At 38.4% G+C, this 26,740-nt stretch carries 24 protein-coding genes; 20 read left to right on the top strand and 4 right to left on the bottom strand.

The features are described 5' to 3' along the window. Positions 1–326: 326 nt before the first annotated feature. From metG to BMX10_RS08595, 8 genes are all read left to right on the top strand, one after another. Positions 327–2,288, top strand: a complete 1,962-nt coding sequence (gene metG, locus BMX10_RS08630) for a methionine--tRNA ligase (protein ID WP_090442453.1) — start codon at positions 327–329, stop codon at positions 2,286–2,288. Positions 2,289–2,302: 14 nt separating this feature from the next. Then, complete coding sequence (locus BMX10_RS08625) at positions 2,303–3,070, top strand: TatD family hydrolase (RefSeq protein WP_090442450.1); 768 nt, start codon at positions 2,303–2,305, stop codon at positions 3,068–3,070. Positions 3,071–3,332: 262 nt separating this feature from the next. Continuing rightward, on the top strand, positions 3,333–4,706 hold the full coding sequence (locus tag BMX10_RS08620; protein ID WP_170834749.1) for an S-layer homology domain-containing protein: 1,374 nt from the start codon (positions 3,333–3,335) through the stop codon (positions 4,704–4,706). Positions 4,707–5,129: 423 nt separating this feature from the next. Beyond that, entirely contained in the window at positions 5,130–6,173 is a 1,044-nt protein-coding gene (locus BMX10_RS08615) for a 3D domain-containing protein (protein ID WP_090442444.1), read from the top strand. A 192-nt stretch (positions 6,174–6,365) separates the two neighbouring features. Further along, the gene (gene rnmV, locus BMX10_RS08610) at positions 6,366–6,902 is read left to right on the top strand and encodes a ribonuclease M5 (RefSeq protein WP_090442441.1); all 537 of its coding nucleotides are present in this window, start codon (positions 6,366–6,368) and stop codon (positions 6,900–6,902) included. A gap of 8 nt (positions 6,903–6,910) precedes the next feature. Continuing rightward, a complete protein-coding gene (rsmA, locus tag BMX10_RS08605) occupies positions 6,911–7,774 on the top strand; it encodes a 16S rRNA (adenine(1518)-N(6)/adenine(1519)-N(6))-dimethyltransferase RsmA (RefSeq protein WP_090442671.1) in 864 nt (287 codons plus the stop codon). A 90-nt stretch (positions 7,775–7,864) separates the two neighbouring features. Beyond that, positions 7,865–9,034, top strand: coding sequence for a hypothetical protein (locus BMX10_RS08600; RefSeq protein WP_090442439.1), 1,170 nt, complete (start codon positions 7,865–7,867; stop codon positions 9,032–9,034). 109 nt (positions 9,035–9,143) lie between these two features. Continuing rightward, a complete protein-coding gene (locus BMX10_RS08595) occupies positions 9,144–10,148 on the top strand; it encodes a sodium:calcium antiporter (protein ID WP_090442436.1) in 1,005 nt (334 codons plus the stop codon). 6 nt (positions 10,149–10,154) lie between these two features. Here BMX10_RS08595 and BMX10_RS08590 read toward each other — a convergent pair whose 3' ends face one another. The 3 genes from BMX10_RS08590 to BMX10_RS08580 form a co-directional block, all read right to left on the bottom strand. Beyond that, on the bottom strand, positions 10,155–10,610 hold the full coding sequence (locus BMX10_RS08590; RefSeq protein ID WP_170834748.1) for a rhodanese-like domain-containing protein: 456 nt from the start codon (positions 10,608–10,610) through the stop codon (positions 10,155–10,157). Between the two features lie 70 nt (positions 10,611–10,680). Continuing rightward, positions 10,681–11,133: a sporulation membrane protein YtrI gene (locus tag BMX10_RS08585; protein ID WP_090442430.1), complete on the bottom strand. Its 453-nt coding sequence runs from the start codon at positions 11,131–11,133 to the stop codon at positions 10,681–10,683. Next, positions 11,130–11,459, bottom strand: a complete 330-nt coding sequence (locus BMX10_RS08580; RefSeq protein ID WP_090442427.1) for a YtrH family sporulation protein — start codon at positions 11,457–11,459, stop codon at positions 11,130–11,132. Before BMX10_RS08580 ends, BMX10_RS08585 begins: the two co-directional genes overlap by 4 nt. Before the next feature lie 116 nt (positions 11,460–11,575). Here BMX10_RS08580 and BMX10_RS08575 point away from each other — a divergent pair, with 116 nt between their 5' ends. From BMX10_RS08575 to BMX10_RS08550, 6 genes are all read left to right on the top strand, one after another. Then, positions 11,576–12,007: a hypothetical protein gene (locus BMX10_RS08575; RefSeq protein WP_090442425.1), complete on the top strand. Its 432-nt coding sequence runs from the start codon at positions 11,576–11,578 to the stop codon at positions 12,005–12,007. 339 nt (positions 12,008–12,346) lie between these two features. Continuing rightward, the gene (locus BMX10_RS08570) at positions 12,347–13,900 is read left to right on the top strand and encodes an AbgT family transporter (protein ID WP_330387859.1); all 1,554 of its coding nucleotides are present in this window, start codon (positions 12,347–12,349) and stop codon (positions 13,898–13,900) included. A 194-nt stretch (positions 13,901–14,094) separates the two neighbouring features. Beyond that, on the top strand, positions 14,095–15,210 hold the full coding sequence (locus BMX10_RS08565; protein ID WP_090442422.1) for a M20/M25/M40 family metallo-hydrolase: 1,116 nt from the start codon (positions 14,095–14,097) through the stop codon (positions 15,208–15,210). 119 nt (positions 15,211–15,329) lie between these two features. Beyond that, positions 15,330–16,793 carry an aminotransferase class I/II-fold pyridoxal phosphate-dependent enzyme gene (locus tag BMX10_RS08560; RefSeq protein WP_090442419.1) on the top strand — a complete coding sequence of 488 codons (1,464 nt, stop codon included), beginning with the start codon at positions 15,330–15,332 and terminating at the stop codon, positions 16,791–16,793. A gap of 163 nt (positions 16,794–16,956) precedes the next feature. Beyond that, positions 16,957–17,949 carry an LCP family protein gene (locus tag BMX10_RS08555; protein WP_090442416.1) on the top strand — a complete coding sequence of 331 codons (993 nt, stop codon included), beginning with the start codon at positions 16,957–16,959 and terminating at the stop codon, positions 17,947–17,949. Between the two features lie 110 nt (positions 17,950–18,059). Then, the gene (locus tag BMX10_RS08550) at positions 18,060–19,775 is read left to right on the top strand and encodes a CotH kinase family protein (RefSeq protein ID WP_090442413.1); all 1,716 of its coding nucleotides are present in this window, start codon (positions 18,060–18,062) and stop codon (positions 19,773–19,775) included. A 121-nt stretch (positions 19,776–19,896) separates the two neighbouring features. On the opposite strand, the gene murC is transcribed toward BMX10_RS08550, so the two are convergent. Next, complete coding sequence (gene murC / locus BMX10_RS08545; protein WP_090442410.1) at positions 19,897–21,282, bottom strand: UDP-N-acetylmuramate--L-alanine ligase; 1,386 nt, start codon at positions 21,280–21,282, stop codon at positions 19,897–19,899. Between the two features lie 270 nt (positions 21,283–21,552). On the opposite strand from murC, the gene purR reads away from it, so the two are divergent. The 6 genes from purR (at position 21,553) to BMX10_RS08515 (ending at position 26,725) form a co-directional block, all read left to right on the top strand. Beyond that, the gene (gene purR, locus BMX10_RS08540; RefSeq protein ID WP_090442407.1) at positions 21,553–22,371 is read left to right on the top strand and encodes a pur operon repressor; all 819 of its coding nucleotides are present in this window, start codon (positions 21,553–21,555) and stop codon (positions 22,369–22,371) included. Positions 22,372–22,534: 163 nt separating this feature from the next. Beyond that, on the top strand, positions 22,535–22,840 hold the full coding sequence (gene spoVG, locus BMX10_RS08535) for a septation regulator SpoVG (protein WP_090442403.1): 306 nt from the start codon (positions 22,535–22,537) through the stop codon (positions 22,838–22,840). A 198-nt stretch (positions 22,841–23,038) separates the two neighbouring features. Further along, positions 23,039–24,418, top strand: coding sequence for a bifunctional UDP-N-acetylglucosamine diphosphorylase/glucosamine-1-phosphate N-acetyltransferase GlmU (gene glmU / locus BMX10_RS08530; RefSeq protein ID WP_090442399.1), 1,380 nt, complete (start codon positions 23,039–23,041; stop codon positions 24,416–24,418). Positions 24,419–24,424: 6 nt separating this feature from the next. After that, complete coding sequence (locus BMX10_RS08525) at positions 24,425–25,372, top strand: ribose-phosphate diphosphokinase (protein WP_090442397.1); 948 nt, start codon at positions 24,425–24,427, stop codon at positions 25,370–25,372. Between the two features lie 77 nt (positions 25,373–25,449). Then, on the top strand, positions 25,450–26,040 hold the full coding sequence (gene pth / locus BMX10_RS08520) for an aminoacyl-tRNA hydrolase (RefSeq protein WP_090442394.1): 591 nt from the start codon (positions 25,450–25,452) through the stop codon (positions 26,038–26,040). 295 nt (positions 26,041–26,335) lie between these two features. Further along, positions 26,336–26,725, top strand: a complete 390-nt coding sequence (locus tag BMX10_RS08515) for a hypothetical protein (protein WP_090442391.1) — start codon at positions 26,336–26,338, stop codon at positions 26,723–26,725. Positions 26,726–26,740: the final 15 nt, after the last annotated feature.

Below are 26,740 nucleotides of genomic sequence, written 5' to 3'. Positions count from 1 at the left end.
TATTAACTTATTGAAGTTTAATGGATTATCAATAGCAGAGAGCCGGGATAGGTGAAAGCCGGTACTAAAGATATTTATCGAAGATGGCCCCTGAACTTCTTGGCTGAGGTCTAGCAGTACTAGGCTTAGGTCATGACGGAATTGTAGCCGTTATACTACAGGGTGATTGATTTCACTTACAGAGTTTGTTGCTGCGAAGCAATGATAAACTAGGGTGGTAACATGAGTTAAAACTCGTCCCTATACCAATAATACGGTATAGGGATTTTTTATTTTTTAATCAGCAATAATAATAAAATAAACAAGTATGAAGGAGGAAAAAAAGTATGAGTAAAGGCACCTATTATTTAACGACACCTATCTATTATCCCAGTGCAAAGCTGCATATTGGTCATACCTATACAACGGTAGCATCAGATGCATTAGCAAGATTTAAAAGGTTTACGGGATATGATGTACACTTTTTAACAGGGACAGATGAGCATGGAGAAAAAATCCAAAAAGCTGCTGAAGCAAAGGGGATGGCCCCAAAGGAGTATGTAGATGGAATCGTAAAAGACATAAAGAACATATGGAAAAAAATGGATATATCCTATGATGATTTTATCCGTACCACAGATGAACGCCATGTAAAAGCAGTACAATATATTTTTCAAAAGCTCTATGATAAAGGAGATATCTACAAAAGTGAATACGAAGGCTGGTATTGTACACCCTGTGAGTCTTTTTGGACAGAAACTCAGCTGAAGGAAGGAAAGCTTTGTCCTGATTGCAATAGACCGGCTGAGCTAGCCAAGGAAGAGGCTTATTTCTTCAAGCTGTCAAAATACCAGGACCGATTGATTCAATACTTTCAAGACCATCCAGAGATATGCCTTCCTGAGTCCAGAAAGAATGAAATGATCAATAACTTTCTTAAACCAGGACTAGAGGATTTAGCTGTATCCAGAACCAGCTTTGACTGGGGGATTCCTGTGCCCTTTGATGAAAAGCATGTTATCTATGTATGGGTAGATGCATTATCCAATTATATCACAGCCCTAGGCTATAGCTCTGATAACCAGGAGAAATATGAGAAATACTGGCCTGCCAATGTACATATTATGGCAAAGGAAATCATCCGATTCCATACAATTATTTGGCCAGCGATGCTGATGGCTTTAGATGAGCCATTGCCGAAAATGGTCTATGGCCACGGCTGGATTATGTTTGGTGACGATAAAATGTCAAAATCCAAAGGGAATATTGTTTATCCTGAGCCCCTTATCGAAAGATATGGACTGGATGCATTAAAATATTTCCTACTAAGAGAATTTACCTTTGGCTATGATGGCACCTACACCAATAGAGCCTTTGTCAGCCGATTTAATGCTGATCTGTCCAATGATCTAGGAAACCTAGTCAGTAGAACCATTACCATGATTGAAAAGTATAACGGCGGTATTATCCCAGAAGCAACAGTTCCAGGAGAATTTGATGAAGATTTAAAGGAAACAGTGACTGCAGCAGCTGATAAGCTAGAGAAGGCCATCGATAAGCTTCAATTCCACGAAGGCTTGGAGGAAATCTGGAAGGTTATCCGTCGGGTGAATAAATACATCGATGAAACTACCCCTTGGATTCTAGCAAAGGATGAAGCAAATCAAGGGAGACTCAATACAGTATTATACAATCTAGCCGACAGTATTAGGATTATCTCTGTACTGTTAAAGCCTATCATGGGACAGACCACAGCAAAGATATGGACACAGATGGGAATTGACGAAGGGCAAGGTACGGATTGGGAGGCGGCATCTGTTTTTGGCAAGCTTCCAAAGGGTATCAAAGTAAAAAGAGGAGAAATCCTATTCCCAAGGCTAGATATAGAAAAAGAAGTTGAGGAGCTTCAACAAATTAATGAAGCTTATTTCAAAAAAATCAATGGTGTACCAGAAGAAGAAGAGGCTGTAACTATCCAGCCAAAGGAGGAAATTACCATTGATGACTTTGATAAGCTGGAGCTAAGAGCAGTAAAGGTAATCAAAGCAGAGAAGCATCCTAAGGCGGATAAGCTATTGGTGCTTCAGCTCCAGGTAGGAAGTGAAACAAGACAGGTGGTCTCCGGTATTGCAGAGAACTATCAACCGGAGGACTTGGTTGGGAAAACCGTCATTTTAATAGCCAACCTAAAGCCTGTAAAACTAAGAGGTGTAGAATCTCAAGGAATGATACTAGCCGCCGCCAATGATAAAAAGCTGGTATTGGCCACAACAGATGGAGAGATACCTGCAGGTACCTTAATAAGTTAAAGGGAGGCAAAACAATGCTTTTTGATAGTCATGCCCATTTAGATGACAGTCGATTTGATAAAGATAGAGACGAAATACTAAAAAGGGCAAAGGAAAATGGGGTAGAGTTTATTCTTAATCCCGGAGCAGATCTCAACACCTCTATCAAGGCAGTAAACCTAGCAGAAAAGTATTCCATGATGTATGCTGCAGTAGGGGTACATCCCCATGATGTGAAGGACATGGATGAGGATACAGTAACCATCATCAAATCCTTTACCAACAAAGAAAAAGTGGTAGCCATTGGAGAAATCGGCTTAGATTTTCACTATGATCATTCTCCTAGAGAAGATCAAAGAAAATGGTTTCGAAGGCAAATCCAACTGGCACAAGAGGTAAAGCTGCCCATCATTGTTCATGACCGAGAGGCCCATGGAGAGGTGTTTGATATATTGGAGGAATATAAAGCAGGAGAATTGGGCTGTGTCATGCATTGTTACTCTGGCAGCGTAGAGCTGGCAAAGGAATATATAAAAAGAGGGATCTATATTTCCTTAGCAGGACCCATTACCTTCAAAAATGCAAAAAAAACCTATGAAGTAGCCAAGGAGATTCCACTAGAATGGCTGCTAATAGAGACGGATTGTCCCTACCTAGCGCCAGTGCCCTATAGAGGCAAAAGGAACGAACCAGCCTATGTTCGACATGTTGCTGAGACCATTGCAGAAGCAAAAGGGATTTCTTTTGAGAAAGTAGCACAGCAAACCAAGGAAAACACCAAAAAACTCTTTCATATTCAATAAATAATCCAGTAGAAGCTGAAGAAAAAAATCATCAGTTTCTGCTGTTTTTTTGTGTAAAGCAATATCAACAAGGAGAAAATATGTTTTTAAAAGAGATATTTTAGAGCAAAAAATAGAAAAACCATGAAAAGAAGATTTTTACTAAAATTGATAAAAAGTCAAAAAATTGGTACAATAAGGCATAGTGATAATTTTCTATGGATTTACCATATACGAAATACGAAAATAATTTTTATAGAACAATACAGAGGAGAGGATGTTTATGAGAAAAACGAAAAAGCCTATGATACTAAGTATATTATTAATCTTTTCTATGACTATGACGGCTTTTGCTGACACCCATGGAAAGCCCGTCAATCGTGTAGAATTTATAAAGGCACTGTTGGATCTAAGAAATATTAACATAGAAGCAACCAATACCTCTTCCTTTAAAGATGTAACAAATCCAGAGGAGATACCTTATGTAGAAGCTGCTGTAAAGCAGAGAATCGCATCCGGGTATCGGAACAGCTTTTACCCAGCAGATACTGTAACAAAGGAGCAAGCAGTAACTATGGTATTAAAAAGCTTTGGAGAATTAGATATGACAAAAAAAGTGCCAGCACATAAAGCTGTTGAATACACAGACTTTCAGGATAGAGATGCCATTTCTAGCTGGGCAAAGGCCTATATAGCTTATGGAGCAAAAGAAGGTATTATTGATGGAGATAAAGAGATTTTTAACCCTCAAGGGCCTGTCACCATAAAAGATTTAGAAGACATGATGCTAAAGGCCACAGAGGTATTTACTAGAGAAGGGTTAACGGCAGGGGACATGCTGGAAAAAACAGAAGATAAGCTGGCGGCACTTAAAGCCCTAAAGTATAACCTAAAAATGACTATGGAATCTCATGTAATAGACAAATCTCAAGAAAATTATGAGGTTTTTATGACAATGGAAATGCTTCAAGAAGCTTCGATGGATCAAGAAAAGGATAAAAACCATGTAATAAGTACCACCAAGGTAAAGACAGAAGGAGAAGAAATAGAGGCTGTGACAGAAATGGTCATAGGCAACCACGAGATGTACGTTAAACTACCAGAAACCAACAAATGGATGAAGCAGGATATTAATCCAATGATGAAGGAAATAGAGGTATTGATGGGAACCAGTATCGAAGGAGGTACAGGGATATCTAAACAGCAAATACAGCTATTTGGAATGACAGCTGCCTATCTACCAGAGGAAAAAATTGATGGAGAAGATTATTATGTTATCCTGTTTACTGTTGATAAAGAATCCGTAAAAGCGGCAATGGATGAAATCATTAAGAAAATTTTACCCCTTACGCTACAGATGAAGGAAACACAGGAAATAACCCAGCAGGAGGAAGCTGAAAAGCGGCAGCAAATAGAAGAAATGCTAAAAAGTCTACTCAGCGGCATGGATTTGGAAGTAGAATATAAATATTATATTAACAAGGCAACAAAGGAGTTAGAAAAGATAGAGGTTGACCAAACCATTCATAGAGTATCAGGAATCGTAGAAAATCATACCACCAGTGTTGGAACTTTTACGTATTTTGATTTTAATGAACCATTAACCCTTCCAAACATCAAAGAAAAAGATGTTTTGAAGGAATTTCAACTACACTAAGGCTGAAAGGCATAGGACGTATAGTGAAAAGCAATATTGAGATAAAAAGAAAAATTCAGTAAAAACACCAACTGGATTTTTCTTTTTATTTTGCGATATTTCCCGGGAAATCGACACAAAGCTTCACAGGAAAAATAACAAAACAGAATGCATACATAGGACAAAGCAAAGGGAAAGGAATAAAAGGCAAATTTGTTGGATATAATTTTAACAGTTCAATATTTTCAAATAATTCCATTTAATGGGTAAAAGTATTGACAAATATTTAATGGTAACATACAATGTTGTAAGCTTATTCCCTAGGCAAGCAGTTAACTAATTTTATGCGGGTGGTTAATTGTTTAAAAAACTGCTTTATTTCCTCTCTCAATAAAAAGAGAAAATCATTTAAGGAAATAAGGTAAAAAAACAGGAGGAATATGTATGGATAGTTTTTTCAGCAGTAAAGGCTTTTTAAAGGGAGCTAGTAAAAAAAGTCTTATTGCTATTTTCTTAGTAGCTATTTTTGCAGTGGGTGTTAGCGGGATGGCTATGAGGAAAGATGTAGTACTTGTATATGACGGTAATGAGGTGAAGGTTTCCACCTTTGCCGGGACAGTTGAAGCTCTATTGATCAAGGAAGGAATAGAAATTGAAGAAGAGGATAGAGTAACACCAGAGCCTCAGGAAAGGCTGCAGGACGGAACTAGAGTAATCGTCCATAGAGCCTTTGAAATCAAACTGGTTGATGGAGAAGAAGAAGAAATCATTAAGACAGCAGAGAGAAAAGTAGAAGACTTGTTAAATATATTAGAGATAAAATTAGGGGAAGAGGACAAGATAGAGCCTCATCTACAGGCAGCTATTCATCCTGGAGAGGTTGTAAAGATCGTAAGGGTAACCAAAGAGGTTGTTACAGAGGATCAAGAAATCCCCTTCCAAACTACCATGAAATATAATGATGACATGGATTATGGTAAAATCAACAGACTGCAAGAAGGAAGAACAGGCTTTAAAGAAATTGAATTACAGGTTACTTATGAAAATGGAGTAGAGGTGGCAAGAGAAGTAATAGGGGAAAAGATAATACAAGAAGCCACTAATGAAATTGTTGAAAAAGGAACAGCTAGAATGCTATTAACCTCTAGGGGAGACACTAGAAGGTATAAGGATGTTGTTGTGATGGAGGCTTCAGCCTACACGGCTGGATACGAGAGCACAGGAAAAAAACCTGGAGATCCTTTTTATGGTATCACCCGCAGCGGAACCCAAGTTAGACCTGGTGTTGTAGCAGTAGATCCTAGAGTAATACCACTTGGAACAAAACTCTATATAGAATCTATGGACAGAACAGCAAGCTATGGTATGGCCAGTGCAGAGGATACAGGAGGCTCCATTATAGGGAATAAAATTGATCTTTACTTTGAAGATCGCGATGCTGCCTTACGTTTTGGCAGAAGAAATGTAAAAGTGTATATTTTGGAGTAAGCATTTAATAGCGGAGAAATTTTTTCTCCGCTACAATTAATTTTTAGAGGATAAACCCTTGAATTACATAAAGAAATAGAATAAATTATAAGTATTGCAGAGTGAAAAAAGCTTTATGAAAACTGTAACTAGATCCATTAAAGGATGAGGGTCTAATGACATACATCAATAGCGTGTTGAAGGAGATTGAGGATGATTAAAGAAATAATTGTAGTAGAAGGTAAAGATGATGTAGCAGCAATAAAAAAAGCGGTGGATGCAGAAATGATTACAACAGGGGGATTTGCATTACCTCCCTCTGTAATAGAAAGGATAAAAACTGCCGCTGAAAAAAGAGGGGTTATCATATTTACTGACCCAGACTTTGCAGGAGAAAAAATAAGAAAAATTATTGCTTCCAAGGTTCCCAACTGCAAGCATGCTTTTCTTCCCAAAGAAAAGGCCACAAAAAACGGAGATATAGGTATCGAAAATGCTTCCCCAGAAAACATTTTACTTGCATTAAAAAATGCCCGCAGTCAAACAATAGAAAAAAGACAAGAATTCACACAAAAAGATCTAATAAGTCATCAGCTTATGGGAAATCACCAGGCGGCTGAAAGACGAGATCATTTAGGGAAAATTCTGGGGATAGGCTATGGTAATGCAAAGCAGTTTTTAAACCGATTAAATCATTATGACGTTACAAGGGAAGAATGGCAGGATGCTTTAAAAAGATTAGAGGGGTAGGAGAACCTATGGATAAAATCGCATCACCAAAAAAAACAAAAGAAATTATTGAAGAATATCAATTTAAGTTTTCTAAAAGCTTAGGACAAAATTTTTTGATTGATAAAAACATTCTAGAAAAAATTGTTGAAGCAGCAGAAATCACAAAAGAAGACTGGGTGATAGAAGTAGGACCTGGTATAGGCAGCCTAACTCAACATATCGCAGAAAAGGCCGGTAAGGTAGTGGCGGTGGAAATTGATAGAAATCTTATTCCCATTCTAGAAAAAACCCTAGAAGCCTATAACAATACAGAAGTGATTCACGAAGATATTTTAAAAGTAAATCTACACGAGGTCATTGAAGAGAAATTTGGGAAAAAAAAGATAAAAGTAATTGGAAATCTGCCCTATTACGTAACAACAGCTATTATCATGAAATTTTTAGAAGAAAAGGTGCCTATGACTTCTATGACAGTCATGATCCAGCAAGAGGTGGCCCAAAGGATGCAGGCAAGCCCATCCACTAAAGACTATGGCTCCCTCTCTATTGCAGTGCAATACTATTGTCAACCCAAAATCCTATTGAAGGTGCCGCCAGCTGTTTTTATGCCAAGACCAAAGGTGGACTCAACCGTCATACGCCTTGATGTTCTGGAGAAACCTCGGGTGCAGGTGGAAAACGAAAAACTTTTTTTCCAAATAATCAGAGATGCCTTTGGCAAACGAAGAAAGACCTTGGTCAATGCTTTGAGCACAGGAAACTTAAGCCTTAACAAAGAAGATATAAGAAAAGCCATGGAAATTGCGGGAATAGAAGAAAAGAGAAGGGGAGAAACCCTATCTATTGAAGAATTTGCTAAACTGGCAAATCATCTGGCAAAAGAAATGTAAATGGTATTTAATAGCAACTATTCCGTTCCTCTTACATATATTAATAAAAAGGTCAAAGAATCCTATTAATATATAAAAGGAGGTTGGACGGTGAAAAGACGCTATCGAAGATATTTTGTTATATTAGAAGAAGAAGACAAAGGCTTTAGCATTTCAAAATCAGAAGGACCAAAGGGATATGGCAAAATAGAAGTAAGAAATGATCATGGTACACTATCATTACATTGTCAAAATCTAAAACAGTTGGATGAAAAAAAAGAACGATACCGTTTGTATCTAATTCATACAAAGGATACAGAGGAGCCCGTTATCGTAGATGTAGGACCTCTACAGGTGGATAAACATGGAAAAGGAGAAGCTGTCTGGGAGTTTAATGCAGAAAATGTAAAGGGCTTTAGAAAAGCAATAGAAGTTTTTGACGTATTGGTTCTAGCGGTGGAGCCTTTAGAAGAGTCCCAAAGGATTATAGCACCTTTGGTAGGTTATATACATAAAGAAAAAACAAGATGGAAGCCCTTGCTGCAAAAGAAATTATTTATTACTACTAAAGAAGAAGAAAAGCCGGAACAGAAGCAGGAAGCGGTTGCGCCGAAGGAAGAGAAAAAGCTAGAGAAGAAGCAGGAGGCGGTTGCGCCGAAGGAAGAGAAAAAGCTAGAGAAGAAGCAGGAGGCAGCAGTACCGAAGGAAGAGAAAAAGCCGGAGAAGAAGCAGGAGGCAGCAGCACCCAAGGAAGAAAAGCCTACTAGCTCTTATAGCTTTGAAAAAGACTGGGATACAGTAGAAAAGGCTAATCCAGCTCAACAATATATTGAAAGCACCTTGAAGATATTTCCAAAGGTAGAACCATTTGATCGAAACCTAGAAAACTATGAATGGTGGCAAATCCAATATAATGCTCAGACTCTTTATAGAACCTATATGCCCTTTATTGCTCATATTGAAACCATGATCAATCCTTATTATTATCATTATCCCTACTACCAGGCTTCAGAGTATCAAAGGCAGCTATATGGGTATCAGCACTATGTTTTTGGCATTTGCTACGATGAAAAGAAAAGAGCAAAATATTATGTTTATGGCATTCCAGGGAAGAAAACCAGTGCAGAACAGCCATATAAAGGAAAAACAGGCTTTGTATATTGGCATCCTTCTCATTATCAACAATTTAACCAAGAAGGCTTTGGTTACTGGCTGATGCATATTGACGCAGAAACTGGCAAAGTAGTAGAGCCTTTAGAGGCAACAAAGGCTTCAACATAAAAAATAAAAAATAGTAGCGGGGTTAAAGCTCCGCTATCTATTGATTTTTGTTTATAAGCCTCATGCTATTGAAAATCTAAAGAGGAAAAGGAAAAAGAGAGGGGTTTCCATGTTAAATACCTATTTATTATTTATGATGAGTGCAGTTTTAGTCATTATTTCTGGTACAAAAATATCACAATATGGAGATGTCATTGCCGCCAAAACCAAACTGGGACATGGTTTGGTGGGAGGCATTCTTATAGCAGCAGCTACCTCCCTGCCGGAGTTTGTAACCAGCATCACCTCAGCATTAATCGATGCACCTGATATTGCTATTGGCAATGTCTATGGAAGTAATACCTTCAATATCATGATTCTAGCTTTAGTTGATATTTTGCATGGACATGGGCCTCTTACAGTAAAGGTAAAAATGAATCATATACTAGCAGGAATGCTAGGAGTGCTATTATCAGCATTGGGAGCTTTAGCCATCCTGATGACACAAATAGGCAGGATAGATCTTGAAATAGGCTGGGTTAGTATAAGCAGCATCATGATTTTTGCTATCTATATTTATGGATCAGTGCTAATTATTCGTTATGAAAACAAAAAAGCTCATCCGGAGGGCCCAGAAGATGTAGAGCAGGTAGATAAAGACAGTCTACCTTTGAATAAAGCCATCATAGGATTTGGACTGGCCTGCACCATTATTATCTGGGCAGGCATGACCCTATCCCAAACAGGAGATACGATAGCAATGCAGACGGGCTTAGGACATACCTTTGTAGGAACACTATTGATAGCCGCCACCACCTCCCTGCCAGAGCTGGTAGCTTCAATTGCTGCCATTAAAATTGGTGCCTATGACATGGCGGTTGGCAATGTTTTTGGCAGCAATATTTTCAACATGCTGATTATAGTGGTAACAGACATGGTATACTATAAAGGCTCTATTTTTGCTGTCATCAATATAGATCACACCATAACAGCGATGGCAGGCATCGTATTGAGCTGCATCGCTGTGATAGGATTATTCTATCGTTCTAACAGAACCTTTTTTAAGGTGGGCTGGGACTCTATATTTATCTTAGCCTTTTACTTATTATCTATTTATCTAATCTTTGTTTCCTAAAGAAGCTCAATCATTATGTAGAACGGGCTTTGTAATCTCATAAGGCCATTTTTGATAGCCCCCTACCAAGGAGTAGACTCTAGGGTACCCAGAATCACCTAGAAGCTTAGAGGCTTTTTGACTATCCTTTCCATTAGCACAATACACAAGATAGACATGATTTTCATCTAAAAACTCCCTATGGGACTTTAACTCCTTTAAAGGAATAAGAGAGGCATTTTCTAAATGCCCCTTATTGTACTCCTCCTCATTGCGCACATCTAATACAACTACATGTGCATTATTATCAATGAGGTCCTTTGCCTCCTCTGGTAGAAGGTTTCCATAGGTATATTTGATCGTAGAGTAGTTACTCACTGTTTTATCTCGGGTAAAAAACCAAAATAATAAGCCAACCAGCAGAACCACTATAAGGGCCAACGCAATATAGAGGCTTCTTCTCTTAATTACAAAAATCTGCATTATTTCACCCCTCATCTAATGAAAGTGTCTATTATTAATATATTTAAAGAAGGTATGCTTTAGTACAATATTACAATTTTTCTATGATTTTAGCGATGACAGCAATAGATATCTTTTCACTGATAACGATATACTTTATCTCTAAATGAACCTGTCGGTCTCCTATGTCAAGAATACGATCATCCAAAATCTTGTAAATCATTTCTCCATCTATACGCCATAGCTCCATACCAACCAAATCTGACATGTAAAAATGAATAGACTTCTCTATTTCATCCTGCACCAAAGGATTACCTTCAAATGCTATATCAATAACCAAATCCTTTACAATAGAGGCCTTCTGCTGCTCCATGCTTTCTGTTAAACGCTCCAGTTTAATTTCTCTGTCCAACAGCTGGTTGGTCAACTGGTTTTGAATCCGATATAATCGGTCTATCGTATGCATATGTACCACATTCATAACAGTCAAGCCTAGGATAAAGCCGATACTAAAGACAGCTATAAACCTCCCCCATGTTTTCATAGTTTCCCACTACCCTCTAAATAGTAAATAAGTCTATAGGCGATATGAGCTCCTGCTAAAGCACTTAAAATATAGATCATCTGTTTTACTAACCCTCTGATTTCTCCATTAAAAAGACCTGTTTCCAAAACCTTAAAAGAAGGAAAAGTACCTCCCAACGCCACCACAATGGCCCAAATCTTAAACCGTTCACATAAATCTATCATGGTTTTCAAAGGAGGATGACCAACTAGGGCTGCTGCCACACCTCCCAATAAACAGCCCCCCAACAATACCCCAAGAGATATAAAGAAATTATAGATAATATTTTGATAAAAAGTAAGCATTTACACTCCACCTCGTTTAGTCACTTTCACAAACCTTTTTTAATTATATGACAAGGGGTAGCACATATTTCATAAAATGCATAATATGTATCGAAAAAAGAAAGGAGGATAGAACTATGTATCATAATCCAACCCATAACCCTTATCATAATCCCTATCATACCCCTTACGAATATCCCTACTGGGGCATTCCTAGGGACTATATGGATCATTATGATAATCACAGGTATTTGACAGATATGTATCCAGATATTTATCGCAGAGTATATCCAAGAGTACAAGAAGTATGCCATCGCCATGATGTGCCCAGCAATAGGAGAATGTATCCTCAAGTAGACCCTGCATTTTTAGAACAAATGGTAGATGAAGTCTATGGTTTATGCACACAGGAAGTAGATGCAGAACAGTTTGGGCGAAGTGGAATTTTTGGAGATTTAATCAGCATTTTGATTATAAGAGAGCTGTTAGGAAGACGTCGTAGAAGGCCAGTATATGGTCACCCAGGCTATGGTAGACCAGGTGTTGGCTATCCAGGAATAGGATTTTAGTCGACAGGAAGAAGGCGATTGAAAGCGGTACTAGATTATTAGCGGAGAAAAATATTTTCTCCGCTAATATTTTTTTGCTCCAAACAATAGAAAGAAGAAAACAGAAAAATAGAGATAAGCCTTTAAATAAAGGACTATACCCAAAAATTACCTAAGGAAATAGTTCATTTATGTAACAGAGATACTGCCAAAAACACAGACCTTAATCTGAAAATTAGAAGGATTTAAAATATTTTTTAATTATTAAAAACATTTGACAAATCAAAAAAATGTTTATATACTAATCATACGGCATTTTTCGACATTTATAATTTATTCATTTATTAAGGAGGTAAAAAAGTGAGTACAAAAACAATGAGTACGAAAAAACGCGGAATTTTCAATAAGTTCTTAGATGTAGTTGAAGTAGTAGGAAACAGACTTCCACATCCAGTGACTTTATTCGCTATCTTCAGTTTAGCTGTTATTATTATCTCGGCTATAGCGGAAGCAGCTGGAGTACACGTAGTATTTGAAAGAATTATCATTGGAACTGGAGAAACTGAAACGGCTACTGTTGAAGCTGTGAGTTTATTAACAGTAGAGGGTATTAGAAGAATCTTTTCTAATGCAGTTACCAACTTTACAAGCTTTGCTCCATTAGGAACAGTGCTTGTGGCTATGCTAGGGGTTGGGGTTGCTGAAGGTACTGGATTGGTACAAGCAGGACTAAGAAAGCTAGTATTAAGTACACCTCAAAAACTAATTACAGCTGTAGTTGTTTTTGCAGGGGTTATGTCAAATATAGCATCAGATGCTGGGTATGTTGTATTGGTACCATTAGGTGCATTGGTATTCTTAAGCTTTGGTAGACATCCATTGGCGGGTCTAGCAGCAGCCTTTGCAGGAGTATCTGGTGGTTTCAGTGCTAACTTAATGGTAGGTACACTGGATCCATTACTAGGGGGTATCTCCCAACAAGCGGCACAAATGTATGTACCAGGGTATGAGGTACAGCCGACAGCCAACCTTTACTTTATGATTGCGTCAACCTTCTTGATCACGATTATCGGTACAATTGTTACAGAGAAAATCGTTGAACCGAGATTAGGGGTATACAAAGGTGAGGAAGTAGCTAAGATTGATAAGGTTTCCAAAGAGGAATCTAGAGGACTATTATTTGCAGGACTTGCATTCTTAGGCTTTGTAGCAGTGATGCTATTCTTAACAGTTCCTCAAAACGCTATTCTAAGAGCGGATAGTGGAGAATTATTATCAGGATCAGCCTTTATGGCTGGATTAGTTCCAATCATTGCATTATTCTTTATGATACCAGGTATTGCTTATGGTATCGGTGCTGGAACAGTAAAAAATGATAAAGATATTGCTGGTTTTATGGGCAAAGCTATGTCAACCATGGGAGGCTATTTAGTACTTGCCTTCGTTGCCGCACAGTTTGTAAGCTACTTTAACTGGACAAACCTAGGTACTATCCTAGCGGTTAAAGGTGCTGATTTCTTACAAGCAACAGGTATGACAGGTATTCCAATGCTAATAGGATTTATCTTTGTATCAGGATTTATTAACCTATTTATCGGAAGTGCTTCAGCAAAATGGGCCATTATGGCACCAGTATTTGTACCAATGCTAATGGCGGTTGGTTATTCACCAGAGTTTACACAATTAGCCTACAGAATTGGTGATTCAACAACAAATATTATTACACCATTAATGTCCTACTTTGCAGTAATCGTAGCATTTGCTCAAAAATATGATAAAGAAACAGGTATCGGTACGATTATTTCTACCATGGTACCGTACTCCTTATTATTTATGATAGGATGGATTATTCTGTTTGCAGCATGGTTCTTCTTAGGATGGCCATTAGGACCAGATGCACATATCTTAATGTAATTTTAATAGAAAATCACACAAAGCAGAGAACTTTTTTACTTAAAAAATTTCTCTGCTTTTTCTTCTATTTCAACAGAGAAAAGCTTGTTACCTTATAGCTGCAAGTATATGATATAATTATGAAGGGATTAACAAATACTACATAATAGAGATCACCAGCTTAAGCAAAAATCAACATAGGAGGGAGTAATCACATGGTTAACCAAGAACGATTGATACAAGAATTTCTTGAGCTAGTACAGATTGATAGTCATTCTGGAAAGGAAGGAAAAATTGCTAAAGTATTAAAGGAAAAGCTTGAAAATCTAGGTTTAGAGGTAATAGTAGATAATGCTGGAGAAAAGGTTGGGGGAGAAACAGGAAACCTTATTGCAAAGCTAAAGGGTACAACGGCCTCAGGAGAAACGATTTTATTTAGCTGTCATATGGATACAGTGAAGCCTGGTGAAGGCGTAAAACCTGTTATAAAAGAGGATGTTATTTATAGTGATGGCACCACTATCTTAGGTGGAGACAACAAAGCTGGGATTGCTGCTGTACTGGAAGGCATTAGAGTAATCAAAGAAAACAATATTCCTCATGGGGACATTGAAGTTGCCTTCAGCATTTGGGAAGAAGGAGGATTATTTGGTGCTAAGTATTTGGACTATGGTAAAATAAATGCAAAATATGGGTTTGTGCTTGATAGTGGAGGCTCTCCAGGAGAGATCATTACTACAGGCCCGTGTCAAGACAAGGTAAATGCCAAAATATTTGGTAAGCCAGCCCATGCAGGCGTAGCTCCAGAGGAAGGGATCAGTGCTATCATGATCGCTGCAAGAGCGATTGAAAACATGAAGCTTTTAAGAATAGATGAAGAAACAACTGCAAATGTTGGAGTAATCACCGGCGGTGAAGCCACCAACATTGTGACCCCTATGGTAGAAATAAAAGCAGAGTCTAGAAGTCTTCGTGAAGATAAACTAGATGCACAAACTGCTCATATGGTGGAAGCCTTTGAGAAGGCAGCAGCAGATTTTGGTGGAAAGGTAGAAATGGATGTAGAAAGAATGTATCCACCCTTTAACATTGCCGAAGGAGAAGAAATCATTACGAAGGTACAGGAAGCCTTTTCCCAGATAGGGTTGGAGAGCTATACAGCTGCCACTGGAGGAGGAAGTGACACCAATATATTAAACGGCAATGGCATCAAAGCCGTTAACCTTGGTATCGGAGAGAAAAAACCCCATACCTTAGAAGAGCATATCCATATTAAGGATTTAGTAAATAGTGCTAAAATGGTGGCAGAAATCGTAAAGGTATTTGCATAAAAGGAGCTTTCATTGAGAGACAAAGAAAAAAACCATACAAGACTTCAAAGGAGTCTTTGTATGGTCTTTTCCTTTAAGGGGAAAGTTAATCTTAATACAAAGAACATGAGGTGACCTTCATGACAAGATTAAATCAAACACAAACACCTATATTTACAGGATTGAAGGATTATCATAGACGCAATATCGTTCCGTTTGATGTACCTGGTCATAAGCATGGACGAGGATTAAGAGAATTTACTGAACACGTAGGCAGCACTATGATGGAAATAGATGTAAACTCAATGAAATGTCTAGACAACATATGTAACCCTATTGGGGTGATTCGTGAGGCAGAAGAGCTGGCGGCAGAAGCCTTTCATGCAGACAATGGATTTTTTCTAGTCAATGGGACGACCTCAGGCATTCAAGCTATGGTAATGAGTGCCTGCAGACCTGGGGAAAAGATCATTCTATCCCGTAATGCACATAAATCCTCTATATCCGCCATCATTTTAAGCGGTGCTATTCCTATCTATGTACAGCCTAAAATCAATGAGAGCTTAGGAATCGCTATGGGAATCACTGTAGAGGATTTAGAAAAAACAATAGCCAGTCATCCTGATGCAAAAGCAGTGATGGTGATCAACCCCACCTATTATGGAGCTACCTCCGACTTAAAAGAAATTGTTTCCTTGGTTCATCGACATGGGATGTTGGTATTAGCAGACGAAGCCCATGGAGCTCATTTTAGCTTCCATGAGGACTTGCCCATTAGTGCCATGGAGGCAGGGGCAGATATGAGTGCTGTAAGTACACACAAAACAGGAGGCTCCCTGACCCAGAGCTCTCTTTTGCTATTGAGAGGAGATAGGATATCTCCTACTACTGTTAAAAAAAATTTGAACCTAACCCAAACCACCAGTGCATCCTATTTATTAATGGCCAGTATTGATGTGGCCAGAAAACAGCTGGCGGTTCATGGTAAAGAAATGCTAGAGCGGATAATAGGTCTAGGTAGAGACGCCAGAAAACAAATTAATGAAATAGATGGTTTGTATGTATTTGGAAAGGAATTGATAGGAACACCAGGGGTATTTGGATTTGACGAAACCAAGCTAGGCATATCGGCTGCGGGTATAGGATTAACAGGATTTGAATTATACGATCTCTTAAGGGATCAATACAACATTCAAATAGAGTTGGCGGACTACTACAATATTTTGGCCATCCTTAGTTTGGGAGATGGAGAGGATCAAATAGAGACATTGGTAACAGCTTTAAAAGATATTGCAAAAAACCATAGCACCTCAAAAATCATTAAAATAAAAAATAGTGTATTAAAAAACCCTGAGGTAATTGTATCTCCAAGAGATGCCTATTATAGCAACACAAAAATTGCACGATTAGAAGAGGCGGCAGGAGAAATAAGCGGAGAGGCTGTTATGGCTTACCCTCCAGGCATCCCCATCATAGCACCAGGAGAAAGAGTCACCCAAGAGATAGTAGATTATATTTTTATGTTAAAGAGGGAAGGCAGTCTACTACAAGGTACAGAGGACCCATATGTCAATTTTTTAAAAGTATTAGGCCAGAGACGGTAGCATTAGTCTGTGGTCTATTTTTATGGGACGCATCTCCGTCCCTTGTCCCTGTGCAGGAAAATATGTCTAAATGGATTGAACTGTAGATTTTCCTGTTGCAATCTGATATAATCAAATGCAGATATATTACTTATTGTTAACGAAAAGTGGGGAAGTGAACATAATGAAAGTTTTCATGAAAATATTTACAATAGCCTTTATTAGCTTTGTCATATTATTTAGCGGGATGTTTTTTGCCTTCAATACCTTTATGAAGGACAGTCATCCCAATGCTGCTGTTCCTGTTGAAAGAGTAGATGATGATGATCACTTCGCTGATACAGAGCCAGTTATAAGGGACCAGCTGCTACAGGCGTTTTATGAGAGTAATCGAATCAACTTTATTATGCTGGGGTTGGATGGTATGCTGTCGGATACCATGATGATGGTGTCCTTTGATCCAGATAGCAAAAAACTAGATATTGTTTCAATACCAAGAGATACATATTATCCCAGGGTAGGCTATGATGGCCCAGGGAAAAAGAAAATCAATGCAGCTTATGGAGATCACGGAGCAACAGGGGTAAAAACAGTGGTCAGTGATCTATTGCTGGATGTACCAATACATCACTACGTTACTGTCAATTATAGAGGAGCCGCCTCAATCGTAAATGCTATTGGAGGCGTACCTGTTACCATTCCTCACCCAGGAATGTACTATAGGGATGATTATGATACCCCTCCTCTTGTTATCAATTTTCCACCCGGACCCCGTGTCTTAAATGGAGAGGATGCTGTAAAATTCTTGAGATATCGTCAAGCCACCCCTGGAAGCGGAGGCCTAGATAGAAATGGAGACCTAGGAAGAATCAGAGCACAGCAGGAGTTTATGAAATCAGCCATACAAAAAGCCATGAGCCTAGGAAACCTGCCAGGCCTTGCCTCCAACACCTTAAAATTTGTAAGAACAGATATGGAGCTGCAAGAGGTTATGCGCCATGCCACCAGTGCCATCGGTCTAAATCTAGAAAGGGTAAATATGCATATGCTGCCGGGAGAAGCTAGGTATCAAGGGGGCGTGTCCTATTACTTCCATGATGCCTCAGCCGTCCGACGATTGTTGCTGGATATATATGAAGTACCACCAGATGAAGAAGAAATAGAAGAAACCAATTAAAAGCGGGGAATACTCCGTTTTTTTTTGTCAATTTCTTTATAAACCTTCTTAATTTTTATTTTTTATCATACTTTGGTATAATAAGGGACATAGGATAAGGAGGTACGCCTATGAAAAGAATAGGGCTGATTGTACTGGCAACCATGGTAGGACTTTTGATTTTTGTTAGCTGCAGAAAGGAAGAAAAAGCTGTAAATGATAATGATATAGAGGTGAACTCTATTTACATCTATATGGAAGAAGAAGATTTACAAGAGCTCTACAGTAGAGACCCTTTTTCTGATGATAGAATAGATGCTTTCGCAAGAATCTCAGAGGAAGAGATGGATTTACAGCCTATAGAAATCCGTTTTCGAGGTCATAGCACTCGGATGCTGCCTAAAAAATCCTTTAACATACGATTTGAAGAAGGACAGGAACTACTATTTGGCAGCGATCGTATGAACCTGAACGGGTCTTATACAGATCCCTCACAGATGAGGGAAAAGCTCTCTATGGATATGTTTCATCATATTGGGCTTCCAGCTCCCAGGACAAAATATTTCAATTTATATATGAATGATATCTATGAAGGACTATTTATCCATGTAGAAAGAATAGACGAAAATGTATTGGCCAACATGGGTGTTAACCAGGAAGGGACTTTGATTAGAGACCGTTTTGTAAGAAACCAAGATGAAGAAGAGATAGATAGAGGCTCTCTTTTCGGCTACGATATCGCCAGTGTAGAAGACCCCATAACCCTATTGGAGGAAAATCTAGATTATCGGGGAACTCCCAGCTGGGAGGCTGTTATTGATCTGACAAAATGGGTCTATGATACCCCTGCCGGAGATGATTTTTATCATGGATTTCTAGAACATTTCTATTGGCAGCAGTATATTGATTGGCTGGCAATACACATATTGATAGGAGACATAGATTCCTATGGAGATGATTACTGGCTCTACAAGGACCATGAGAATCCTCAGGAAAAATGGAGAATAATCCCTTGGGATAAAGATTTGACCTTCGGCTCCACCTATCGTCCAGAGGAATACGTAGACAACCATTTTTTCGCCTATGAATATCATATGACAAGATATAATTATAGTAGAAATGAGATCTTTAACAAATTTATGGAAACACCTGCATTGAGAGAGAAGCTTTTTCAGCGAATGGATTATTTAATGAAAGAGGTTTTTCATCTAGGCTATTTTGAAGCTGAGGTGGAGAACACAAAACGATTGATTGAAGAAAGCGCAAATAAAGCACCTGGTGCAAATGCATTTTTACTACATCCCCAAAATCACCATGGAGAACTAGGATACTATGCGTATCACCTAGAAACTCTTTTGGACTTTATAGAGCTGAGATATCAATACTTGCAGCAGCATATGCTTCAGCATCAAGAAATAAAGCGCTATGAAGCAAAGGTTGATTTATCAAAATATAGGGAAGGTGACACCCTGTATTTCACAGATAATAATGGATGGACCATGGCAAAGCTGCTGATAGAGGAGATCAACCAAATCGGCAGCATAGAAATGAAGGTGAGAGAAGAGGAAGGGATACAGGGAATCAACAGGATATGGGAAATAAATGCCGGTAATGCCAGTGTAGCAGGAGAAATAACTCTATACTACAGAAATGATGTTGCTCACTTTGGAAGAGCCAATTGGTATGAAGAGGATACAGCAGTAGGGAATCAGTGGGATCTAATCATTGCTCAATACAATAGCGGAGAAATGGAGACCTTACCCTCTAGAGTGAATCCCTATTCCAACAAAGTTTCAGCAAAAGCAGCTATAAGCAATGCTATGGAACTGGTAATCACCTATCCATAAACCTTGATAGCTCTACCGATAGAATCCTAAGCTACGGAATAAAAAACTGACGATTAAAAAAAGCCTTGGATTTTTAAGCTCCAAGGCTTTTTAGATGGTTCAAAATGTCTTTGTGATTGCTTTACTCCATTTTATTCAGTAAAGCTTCTGCAATTCTATAAACATCTCCTGCCCCCATGGTTAAAACCAAATCACCCGGCTGCAGGTTTCGATAGATATAATCAGCGATATGCTCAAATCCCTCCATATAAAGGGCATTTAGATTTGGATCCATCAGCTCCACCAGCTTTTTACTGGTGACTTCACCATCATCCGGTTCTCTAGCAGCATAGATATCTGTGATGATGATATGATCTGCTGCATCAAAGGCCTTAGCAAAATCCTTCAATAATGCCTTTGTGCGGCTAAAGGTATGAGGCTGAAAGATAGCCCAAATCTTCTTGTGAGGATACTGCATTGCCGCTTCAAGGGTTGCCTTTATTTCCACGGGATGATGAGCATAATCATCGATAACCCTAGCTCCCTTTACCTCTCCTAAGACATCAAAACGACGATGTATTCCCTTATAACGATGAATATTTTTTTCTGTAGTCCGGGGATTTATTCCTAGGATATGGGAAGCTGCAATAGCTGCAAGGGCATTATAAACATTGTGGAGACCGGGAACACTTAAACAAAAATCTCCAAAAGACGTTCCCTTATAAGTAACCTTAAAGGAAGGATGGCCCTCTTCATTAAAAACAATGCCTGTTGCCATAAAATCTGCAACTGTTTCTATGCCATAGGTAACTAAATTGCAGGAGGCATCCTCATAGATATCCCTAACCTGGGGATCATCATTACAGGCAATTAAAAAACCTTCCTTAGGAATTAATCTAGCAAATTTTCTAAAGGCATTTTTAATATGATCAATATCCTTATAATAATCTAGATGGTCCTCATCAATATTCAAAATAATCCCGATAAAAGGGAAAAACTTTAAAAAGCTCTCCACATATTCACAAGCCTCTGTAATAAAATGCTGGCTTTTACCGATTTTGATATTTCCTCCAATGTTATCCAATTCTCCCCCCACCAATATGGTAGGATCTAAATCAGCATATTCCATCAATAAAGATAACAGAGAAGTAGTAGTGGTTTTTCCATGACTTCCTGCAACTGCAACAGCCTTTTGATACCTTTTCATAATCTGTCCCAGCATTTCCGCCCGATCCACCTGAGGAATACCTAATTCCTTTGCTTGAATCCTCTCAGGATTAAACTCTCTAATTGCAGCACTATAGACAACTAAGTCAGGATTTTTAATATTTTCTTTAGCATGCCCTATAAATATATCTGCTCCATGATTTCTTAATTTATCTAAAAGTTTTGAGTCTTTAATATCTGAACCTGACACATGATAGCCGTGGCTTAAAAGCACTTCTGCAATAGCGCTCATACTAATGCCACCAATTCCAATCAAATGGATGTGATGGATTTTATGCTCATTCAAATCAAAAGCAATCACAACCTTCGCTCCTTTACAAATAAGTTATTTTCTACCATATAGTGTTGCCATAATACTTGATTTATAAAACAATTTCCATTTCGTTAAATTTCTTCCTTACTATTAATACGAAACTCTGTTCAATATAATAACATAAAATGTAATAACATGCACATTAAATTTATATCTTTGTCTTTTAGAATCTTTTGGAATAGACTTGTATTTACGATAAAAAACGAATAAAATGTATATAATATATAAAAAAGATTCATACCAGGAGGAATTATATTTATGGAAAAACTAAAAAGAAACGAAAGAATTGCTGCCATGATGAAAATCCTCGGCGATCAGCCCAATAAAATATTTACACTAAATTATTTTACTGAAAAATTTTCTGCTGCAAAATCCACCATCAGTGAAGATATTATGGTGGTAAAGCAATCAATGGAGAAAATGAAGCTAGGAAAAATACTAACCATTTCTGGAGCTGCAGGAGGAGTAAAATATATTCCCTTTACTACTGAAAATCAAAACAAAGAAATACTAGAAGGGATTAGTCAGCAGCTATCGCAAGGTGAGAGAATCTTGCCGGGAGGCTTCCTTTATATGACAGATGTTATCTATGCACCTCAAAAGCTTCATCAGCTGGGGGAGGTTTTTGCCAGTCAATTTGAATATAAAGACATAAATTATATCATTACTGTAGAAACAAAAGGAATTCCGTTAGCACTGATGGTGGCAAAGGCTATGAACCTGCCGCTGGTAATCCTCAGAAGAGACAGCAAGGTGACGGAAGGCTCCACTGTTAGTATTAACTATGTTTCGGGATCTACAGGACAAATCCAGAAGATGTCTTTATCTAGGAGAGCTATAAAACCAAACTCTAAGGTCATCATTATAGATGATTTTATGAAGGCTGGTGGTACCGCCAAAGGAATGGTGGATATGATGAAGGAGTTTGATACACAGGTGGAGGGCATCGGTGTTTTAATAGCAACAAAGGAGCCGGAGGAAAAATTGGTTCAAGGATATATACCTCTATTAATCCTAGAAAAAGTGAAGCAAAAAGAAGGATTGATCCATATTTATCCTAATGAAAAGCTAGTATAAAATGCAAAAACTATAAATAAATTAATAAATTTACAAAATTATGAAATTTTTATCAATATTAAAGAAGGAAAACGAGATTTTATGGAGAATAAAGGTTACATCGGCAATTATATTCTTATTTACTCAGCCTAGTATTGTCAGAACGGAAGGTGGTGAAGGACAGATGGAAGTAACAGATGTAAGAATTAGAAAAGTAGCAGCAGAGGGCAAGATGAAGGCAATCGTTTCTGTTACCTTTGATAATGAATTTGTTGTACATGACATCAAAATTATTGAAGGACAAAATGGATTGTTTATTGCAATGCCAAGTAGGAAAATGGGGGAAGGGGATTTTAGAGACATAGCACATCCGATCAACTCTGATACTAGAACTAAAATCCAAGAGGCTATATTCACAGAATACGAAAAAGTAAACGAAGAATCAGAAGAAGAAGCAGTGGAAACTATTAGCCAAGCAAGCGAAGCATAATGCCGAGGGGAAGCCTTGTAGTAATAAGGCTTCTTTTTTTTGGACAGGCATACAATATTTACGGCCTATATCGACAGATTGTGAAAAAAAGGTTTATTATTTATTTAAAATATAATAAACTATTAAAGGGAAATACTAAGTAAATGAAAAATGAAAATTTTTCAATTTCGCCTAAAGGGCGTAATAGGTGGTGAAAAAATGAAATTACAGACAGTGATATTAGCAGCTGGTGCAGGAACCCGAATGAAATCCAAGCTTCCTAAAGTACTACATAGGGTTTGTGGTGAACCAATGTTACACCATGTGATAAATGTAGCCCGTCAGTCGGATATCCAAGAATGTATTGTAGTCATTGGACACGGGGCAGACCAAGTAAAGGAAAGCTTAGACAAAGATGTAAAAACAGTTTTACAAAACCAACAATTAGGCACAGGACATGCAGTAAAGGTTGCTTATGATATACTGATTGAAGAAGGGATAATACTTGTTTTATATGGAGATGCTCCCCTGATCACAGAAGAAGCCCTAAGAGAGCTAATGGCTTATCATGAAAATGGAAGCTATAGCGCTACGGTGCTAACAGCTGAATTAGAAGATCCTCACGGGTATGGACGAATTCTGAGAACACCCGACAACCAGTTTGAAGCCATTGTAGAGGAAAAGGATGCCACAAAGGAAGAAAAGCAAATAAAAGAAATAAACTCAGGCCTATATTGCTTTGATGCAAAAGCATTAAAGGAAGCCTTACCTAGGATTACAAATAACAACAAGCAGCAGGAATATTATTTAACAGATGCGTTAACCATCATAAAGGAGATGAAAGGACAGGTAGGGGTATATAAAACCAAGGATTATGAAGATATTATGGCGGTTAATTCTAGAGAACAGCTGGCGCAGGTAGAAGAAATCATGCGACGAAGAATTGCTGAAAAGCATATGAGAGATGGCGTCACCATCATCAACCCTAATCATACTTATATAGAAAGAACAGTGAAGATAGCAAGAGATACTATTCTTTATCCAGGTGTTATCCTAAAAGGAAAAACCGTGATAGGAGAAGATTGCAGCATCGGTGCCAACAGCATCATAGAAAACAGCAGGATAGGGAATCAAGTAGAAATCCAGAATTCCACTATCCTAGATAGCACCGTTGAAGAGTCAACAAAAATAGGACCATATGCCTATATCAGACCCAACAGCCATATAGGAAAGCATGTTAAAATTGGAGATTTTGTAGAAGTAAAGAATGCTACCATAGGAGACCACTCAAAGGCCTCCCATCTTGCCTATATCGGTGATGCAGAGATAGGCAAAGAGGTGAATATCGGCTGTGGTGTTGTATTTGTTAACTACGATGGAAAAAACAAGCATAAAACCATCGTTAAAGATTATGCCTTTATTGGCAGCAATGCCAATTTAATAGCACCAGTAGTAGTAGAAGAATCTGGTTATGTGGCCAGTGGATCTACCATAACAAAAACTGTACCAAAGGGGGCTTTGGCAGTAGCTAGAGGTCGCCAGGAAACAAAGGAAGGCTGGGTACAGCGAAAGGGTTTACTAAAAATAAAGGAGGAGTAACAAAAGATGAATACCAGTGGTAATGAGATAAAAATATTTACTGGCAATGCCAATCCTGAATTAGCAAAGGAGATTGCAAAAGAGGTAGGAGTATCTATCGGGAACTGTGAGGTAGGTACCTTTAGTGATGGAGAAATAGCAGTCAATATCAATGAAACCGTAAGAGGTGCAGATGTTTTTGTTGTACAGCCCACCCATCCACCAGTAAATGATCATTTAATGGAGCTTTTGATTCTAATCGATGCTTTTAAAAGGGCTTCAGCAGGCAGGATTACAGCAGTATTACCCTATTATGGCTATGCTCGCCAAGATAGAAAGGCAAAGGCAAGAGATCCAATTACAGCAAAGCTAGTGGCAGATTTGCTTACAGTGGCAGGTGCCGATAGAGTATTGGCAATGGATTTACATGCACCCCAGATTCAAGGGTATTTTAACATACCAGTGGATCATTTACTAGGTGTACCGATTCTTGCAAAATACTTCTTGAACAAAAACCTTCAAGACTTAGTGGTAGTTTCTCCTGACCTAGGGAGTGTTACAAGGGCTAGAAGCTTTGCTAATCATCTAGAGGCCCCTATTGCCATCATCGATAAGCGCAGACCGAAGGCCAATGTATCGGAAGTTATGAACATTATTGGTGAAGTAGAAGGTAAAAACGTAATTCTAATCGATGATATGATTGATACCGCTGGTACCATTGCACAGGCTGCCGATGCCTTAAAGGAATTTGGTGCAAAAGACGTATATGCTTGTTGCTCTCATCCATTACTTTCCGGCCCAGCAGTTGAAAGAATACAAAACTCTGCTATTAAAGAATTGATTGTAACCAATACCATCAAATTACCAGAGGATAGAATAACGGAGAAAATCCAAGTGATGTCCGTAGCATCATTATTTGCAGAAGCCATTCAAAGAATTTATAAAAATATTTCCGTGAGCAGATTATTTGACTAATCGCCACCCTTAACCGAAGGCATACTTGATGATTACAAGTTTTAGATTTTCATTGAAAGATTGTAGAGGTGTAACCTATGTACATAATTGTTGGACTGGGGAATCCAGGCAAAAGATATGATGGTACCCGCCATAACGTAGGCTTTGATACCATCGATTTGCTGGCCCATCGCAATAATTTAAAGGTAAATAAGCTAAAACATAAAGCACTTTATGGAGAAGGCTTTTGGAGCGGAGAAAAAATAATCCTAGCCAAACCCCAAACCTTTATGAATCTAAGTGGGGAAAGTGTAAGGGATATGGTGGAGTTTTATAAAATAGACACAGAGAAGCTGATCGTTATATACGATGATATAGATTTAGAGGCAGGGGTTTTAAGAATCCGTCATAAAGGCAGTGCAGGCACCCACAACGGTATGAAATCCATTATCTATCAGCTGCAGGAGGATGATTTTCCAAGGGTGAGAATAGGCATAGGGAAACCAGCCTTCGCCAATCTAGCCAGCTATGTAACAGGAGGTTTTTCAAAGGAAGAAATCCCCATCATGAGAGAAACAGTAACAAAAGCTGCTTTGGCAGTAGAAGCCATAGTAAAAGAAGGCATAGATAAAGCCATGAACCAATATAATACAAAAAAGGACCCAGAAAAAGAAACAAAAGACCAATAACACTAACTAAAGGGACAAGACAGAAACAAGGAAGAGGTAAAATACAGACAGAAGAGAAGCAGGAGAGAGGGAGAAAGACAGGAGAGGCAAAAGTGTGAGGGACATGGAGAAGAGAGAGGGACTTGGGGACGGGGTTCTGTCCTGACGCCTTTTGGAGGGACCGAACCCTGTCCCCATGTCCTGAAGGAAGGAAAGCCAGTAACCCCATGTCCTGAAGGAAAGCCAGCCAGTAATCCCTATGTCCTGAAGCCAAGCCTCTCCCCAAACCCAGGAAAGACAAAAAAGGAGCAACCCTATGATAGTGAACATCATCATGGCAGGCATATTGGCAGCTGCATTTGCTTATTTATGTAATAAAATTATCTTAAAAGCCTTTAAAGAAGAAGGACTAACGATTTTAGTACCATTACTGGAGGAAATGGCAAAAACCACCTTTGCCCTTCTCCTAAAAACCAATATAATAGGATCCCATTTCATCTTTGGTTGTATTGAGGGTATTTATGATATATTTACTTCATCGAAAAAAATCGGAAAGTGGGCTGCTGTGGCTAGCATTTTAAGCCATAGCTTTTTTGGCATTGTTACTTATTTCACATACAAAAAGACAAATATTCCCCTCATTGCTATTATCGTAGCATGGATTTTTCATAGCGGATGGAACTGGTACGTAACAAAAAAATTGTAAGGAGCAGGTGCAAAG

This window comes from Natronincola peptidivorans (genome assembly GCF_900111615.1).
In the GTDB taxonomy this organism is placed as follows: Bacteria; Bacillota; Clostridia; order Peptostreptococcales; family Natronincolaceae; genus Natronincola_A; species Natronincola_A peptidivorans.
The sequence above is the reverse complement of the archived record's forward strand: the minus strand, read 5'-3'. Positions and strand labels throughout refer to the sequence as shown.

Excerpts from the sequence above, each read along its gene's own strand:
- BMX10_RS08515 (WP_090442391.1), top strand. The coding sequence starts at position 26,336 with ATGATAGTGAACATCATCATGGCAGGCATATTGGCAGCTGCATTTGCT.
- glmU (WP_090442399.1), top strand. The coding sequence starts at position 23,039 with ATGAAATTACAGACAGTGATATTAGCAGCTGGTGCAGGAACCCGAATG.
- pth (WP_090442394.1), top strand. The coding sequence starts at position 25,450 with ATGTACATAATTGTTGGACTGGGGAATCCAGGCAAAAGATATGATGGT.
- BMX10_RS08550 (WP_090442413.1), top strand. The coding sequence starts at position 18,060 with ATGAAAAGAATAGGGCTGATTGTACTGGCAACCATGGTAGGACTTTTG.
- BMX10_RS08620 (WP_170834749.1), top strand. The coding sequence starts at position 3,333 with ATGAGAAAAACGAAAAAGCCTATGATACTAAGTATATTATTAATCTTT.
- BMX10_RS08565 (WP_090442422.1), top strand. The coding sequence starts at position 14,095 with ATGGTTAACCAAGAACGATTGATACAAGAATTTCTTGAGCTAGTACAG.
- purR (WP_090442407.1), top strand. The coding sequence starts at position 21,553 with ATGGAAAAACTAAAAAGAAACGAAAGAATTGCTGCCATGATGAAAATC.
- BMX10_RS08580 (WP_090442427.1), bottom strand. The coding sequence starts at position 11,459 with ATGCTTACTTTTTATCAAAATATTATCTATAATTTCTTTATATCTCTT.
- rsmA (WP_090442671.1), top strand. The coding sequence starts at position 6,911 with ATGGATAAAATCGCATCACCAAAAAAAACAAAAGAAATTATTGAAGAA.
- BMX10_RS08625 (WP_090442450.1), top strand. The coding sequence starts at position 2,303 with ATGCTTTTTGATAGTCATGCCCATTTAGATGACAGTCGATTTGATAAA.
- BMX10_RS08555 (WP_090442416.1), top strand. The coding sequence starts at position 16,957 with ATGAAAGTTTTCATGAAAATATTTACAATAGCCTTTATTAGCTTTGTC.
- spoVG (WP_090442403.1), top strand. The coding sequence starts at position 22,535 with ATGGAAGTAACAGATGTAAGAATTAGAAAAGTAGCAGCAGAGGGCAAG.
- BMX10_RS08575 (WP_090442425.1), top strand. The coding sequence starts at position 11,576 with ATGTATCATAATCCAACCCATAACCCTTATCATAATCCCTATCATACC.
- metG (WP_090442453.1), top strand. The coding sequence starts at position 327 with ATGAGTAAAGGCACCTATTATTTAACGACACCTATCTATTATCCCAGT.
- BMX10_RS08560 (WP_090442419.1), top strand. The coding sequence starts at position 15,330 with ATGACAAGATTAAATCAAACACAAACACCTATATTTACAGGATTGAAG.
- BMX10_RS08585 (WP_090442430.1), bottom strand. The coding sequence starts at position 11,133 with ATGAAAACATGGGGGAGGTTTATAGCTGTCTTTAGTATCGGCTTTATC.
- BMX10_RS08595 (WP_090442436.1), top strand. The coding sequence starts at position 9,144 with ATGTTAAATACCTATTTATTATTTATGATGAGTGCAGTTTTAGTCATT.
- rnmV (WP_090442441.1), top strand. The coding sequence starts at position 6,366 with ATGATTAAAGAAATAATTGTAGTAGAAGGTAAAGATGATGTAGCAGCA.
- BMX10_RS08590 (WP_170834748.1), bottom strand. The coding sequence starts at position 10,610 with ATGCAGATTTTTGTAATTAAGAGAAGAAGCCTCTATATTGCGTTGGCC.
- BMX10_RS08615 (WP_090442444.1), top strand. The coding sequence starts at position 5,130 with ATGGATAGTTTTTTCAGCAGTAAAGGCTTTTTAAAGGGAGCTAGTAAA.
- BMX10_RS08525 (WP_090442397.1), top strand. The coding sequence starts at position 24,425 with ATGAATACCAGTGGTAATGAGATAAAAATATTTACTGGCAATGCCAAT.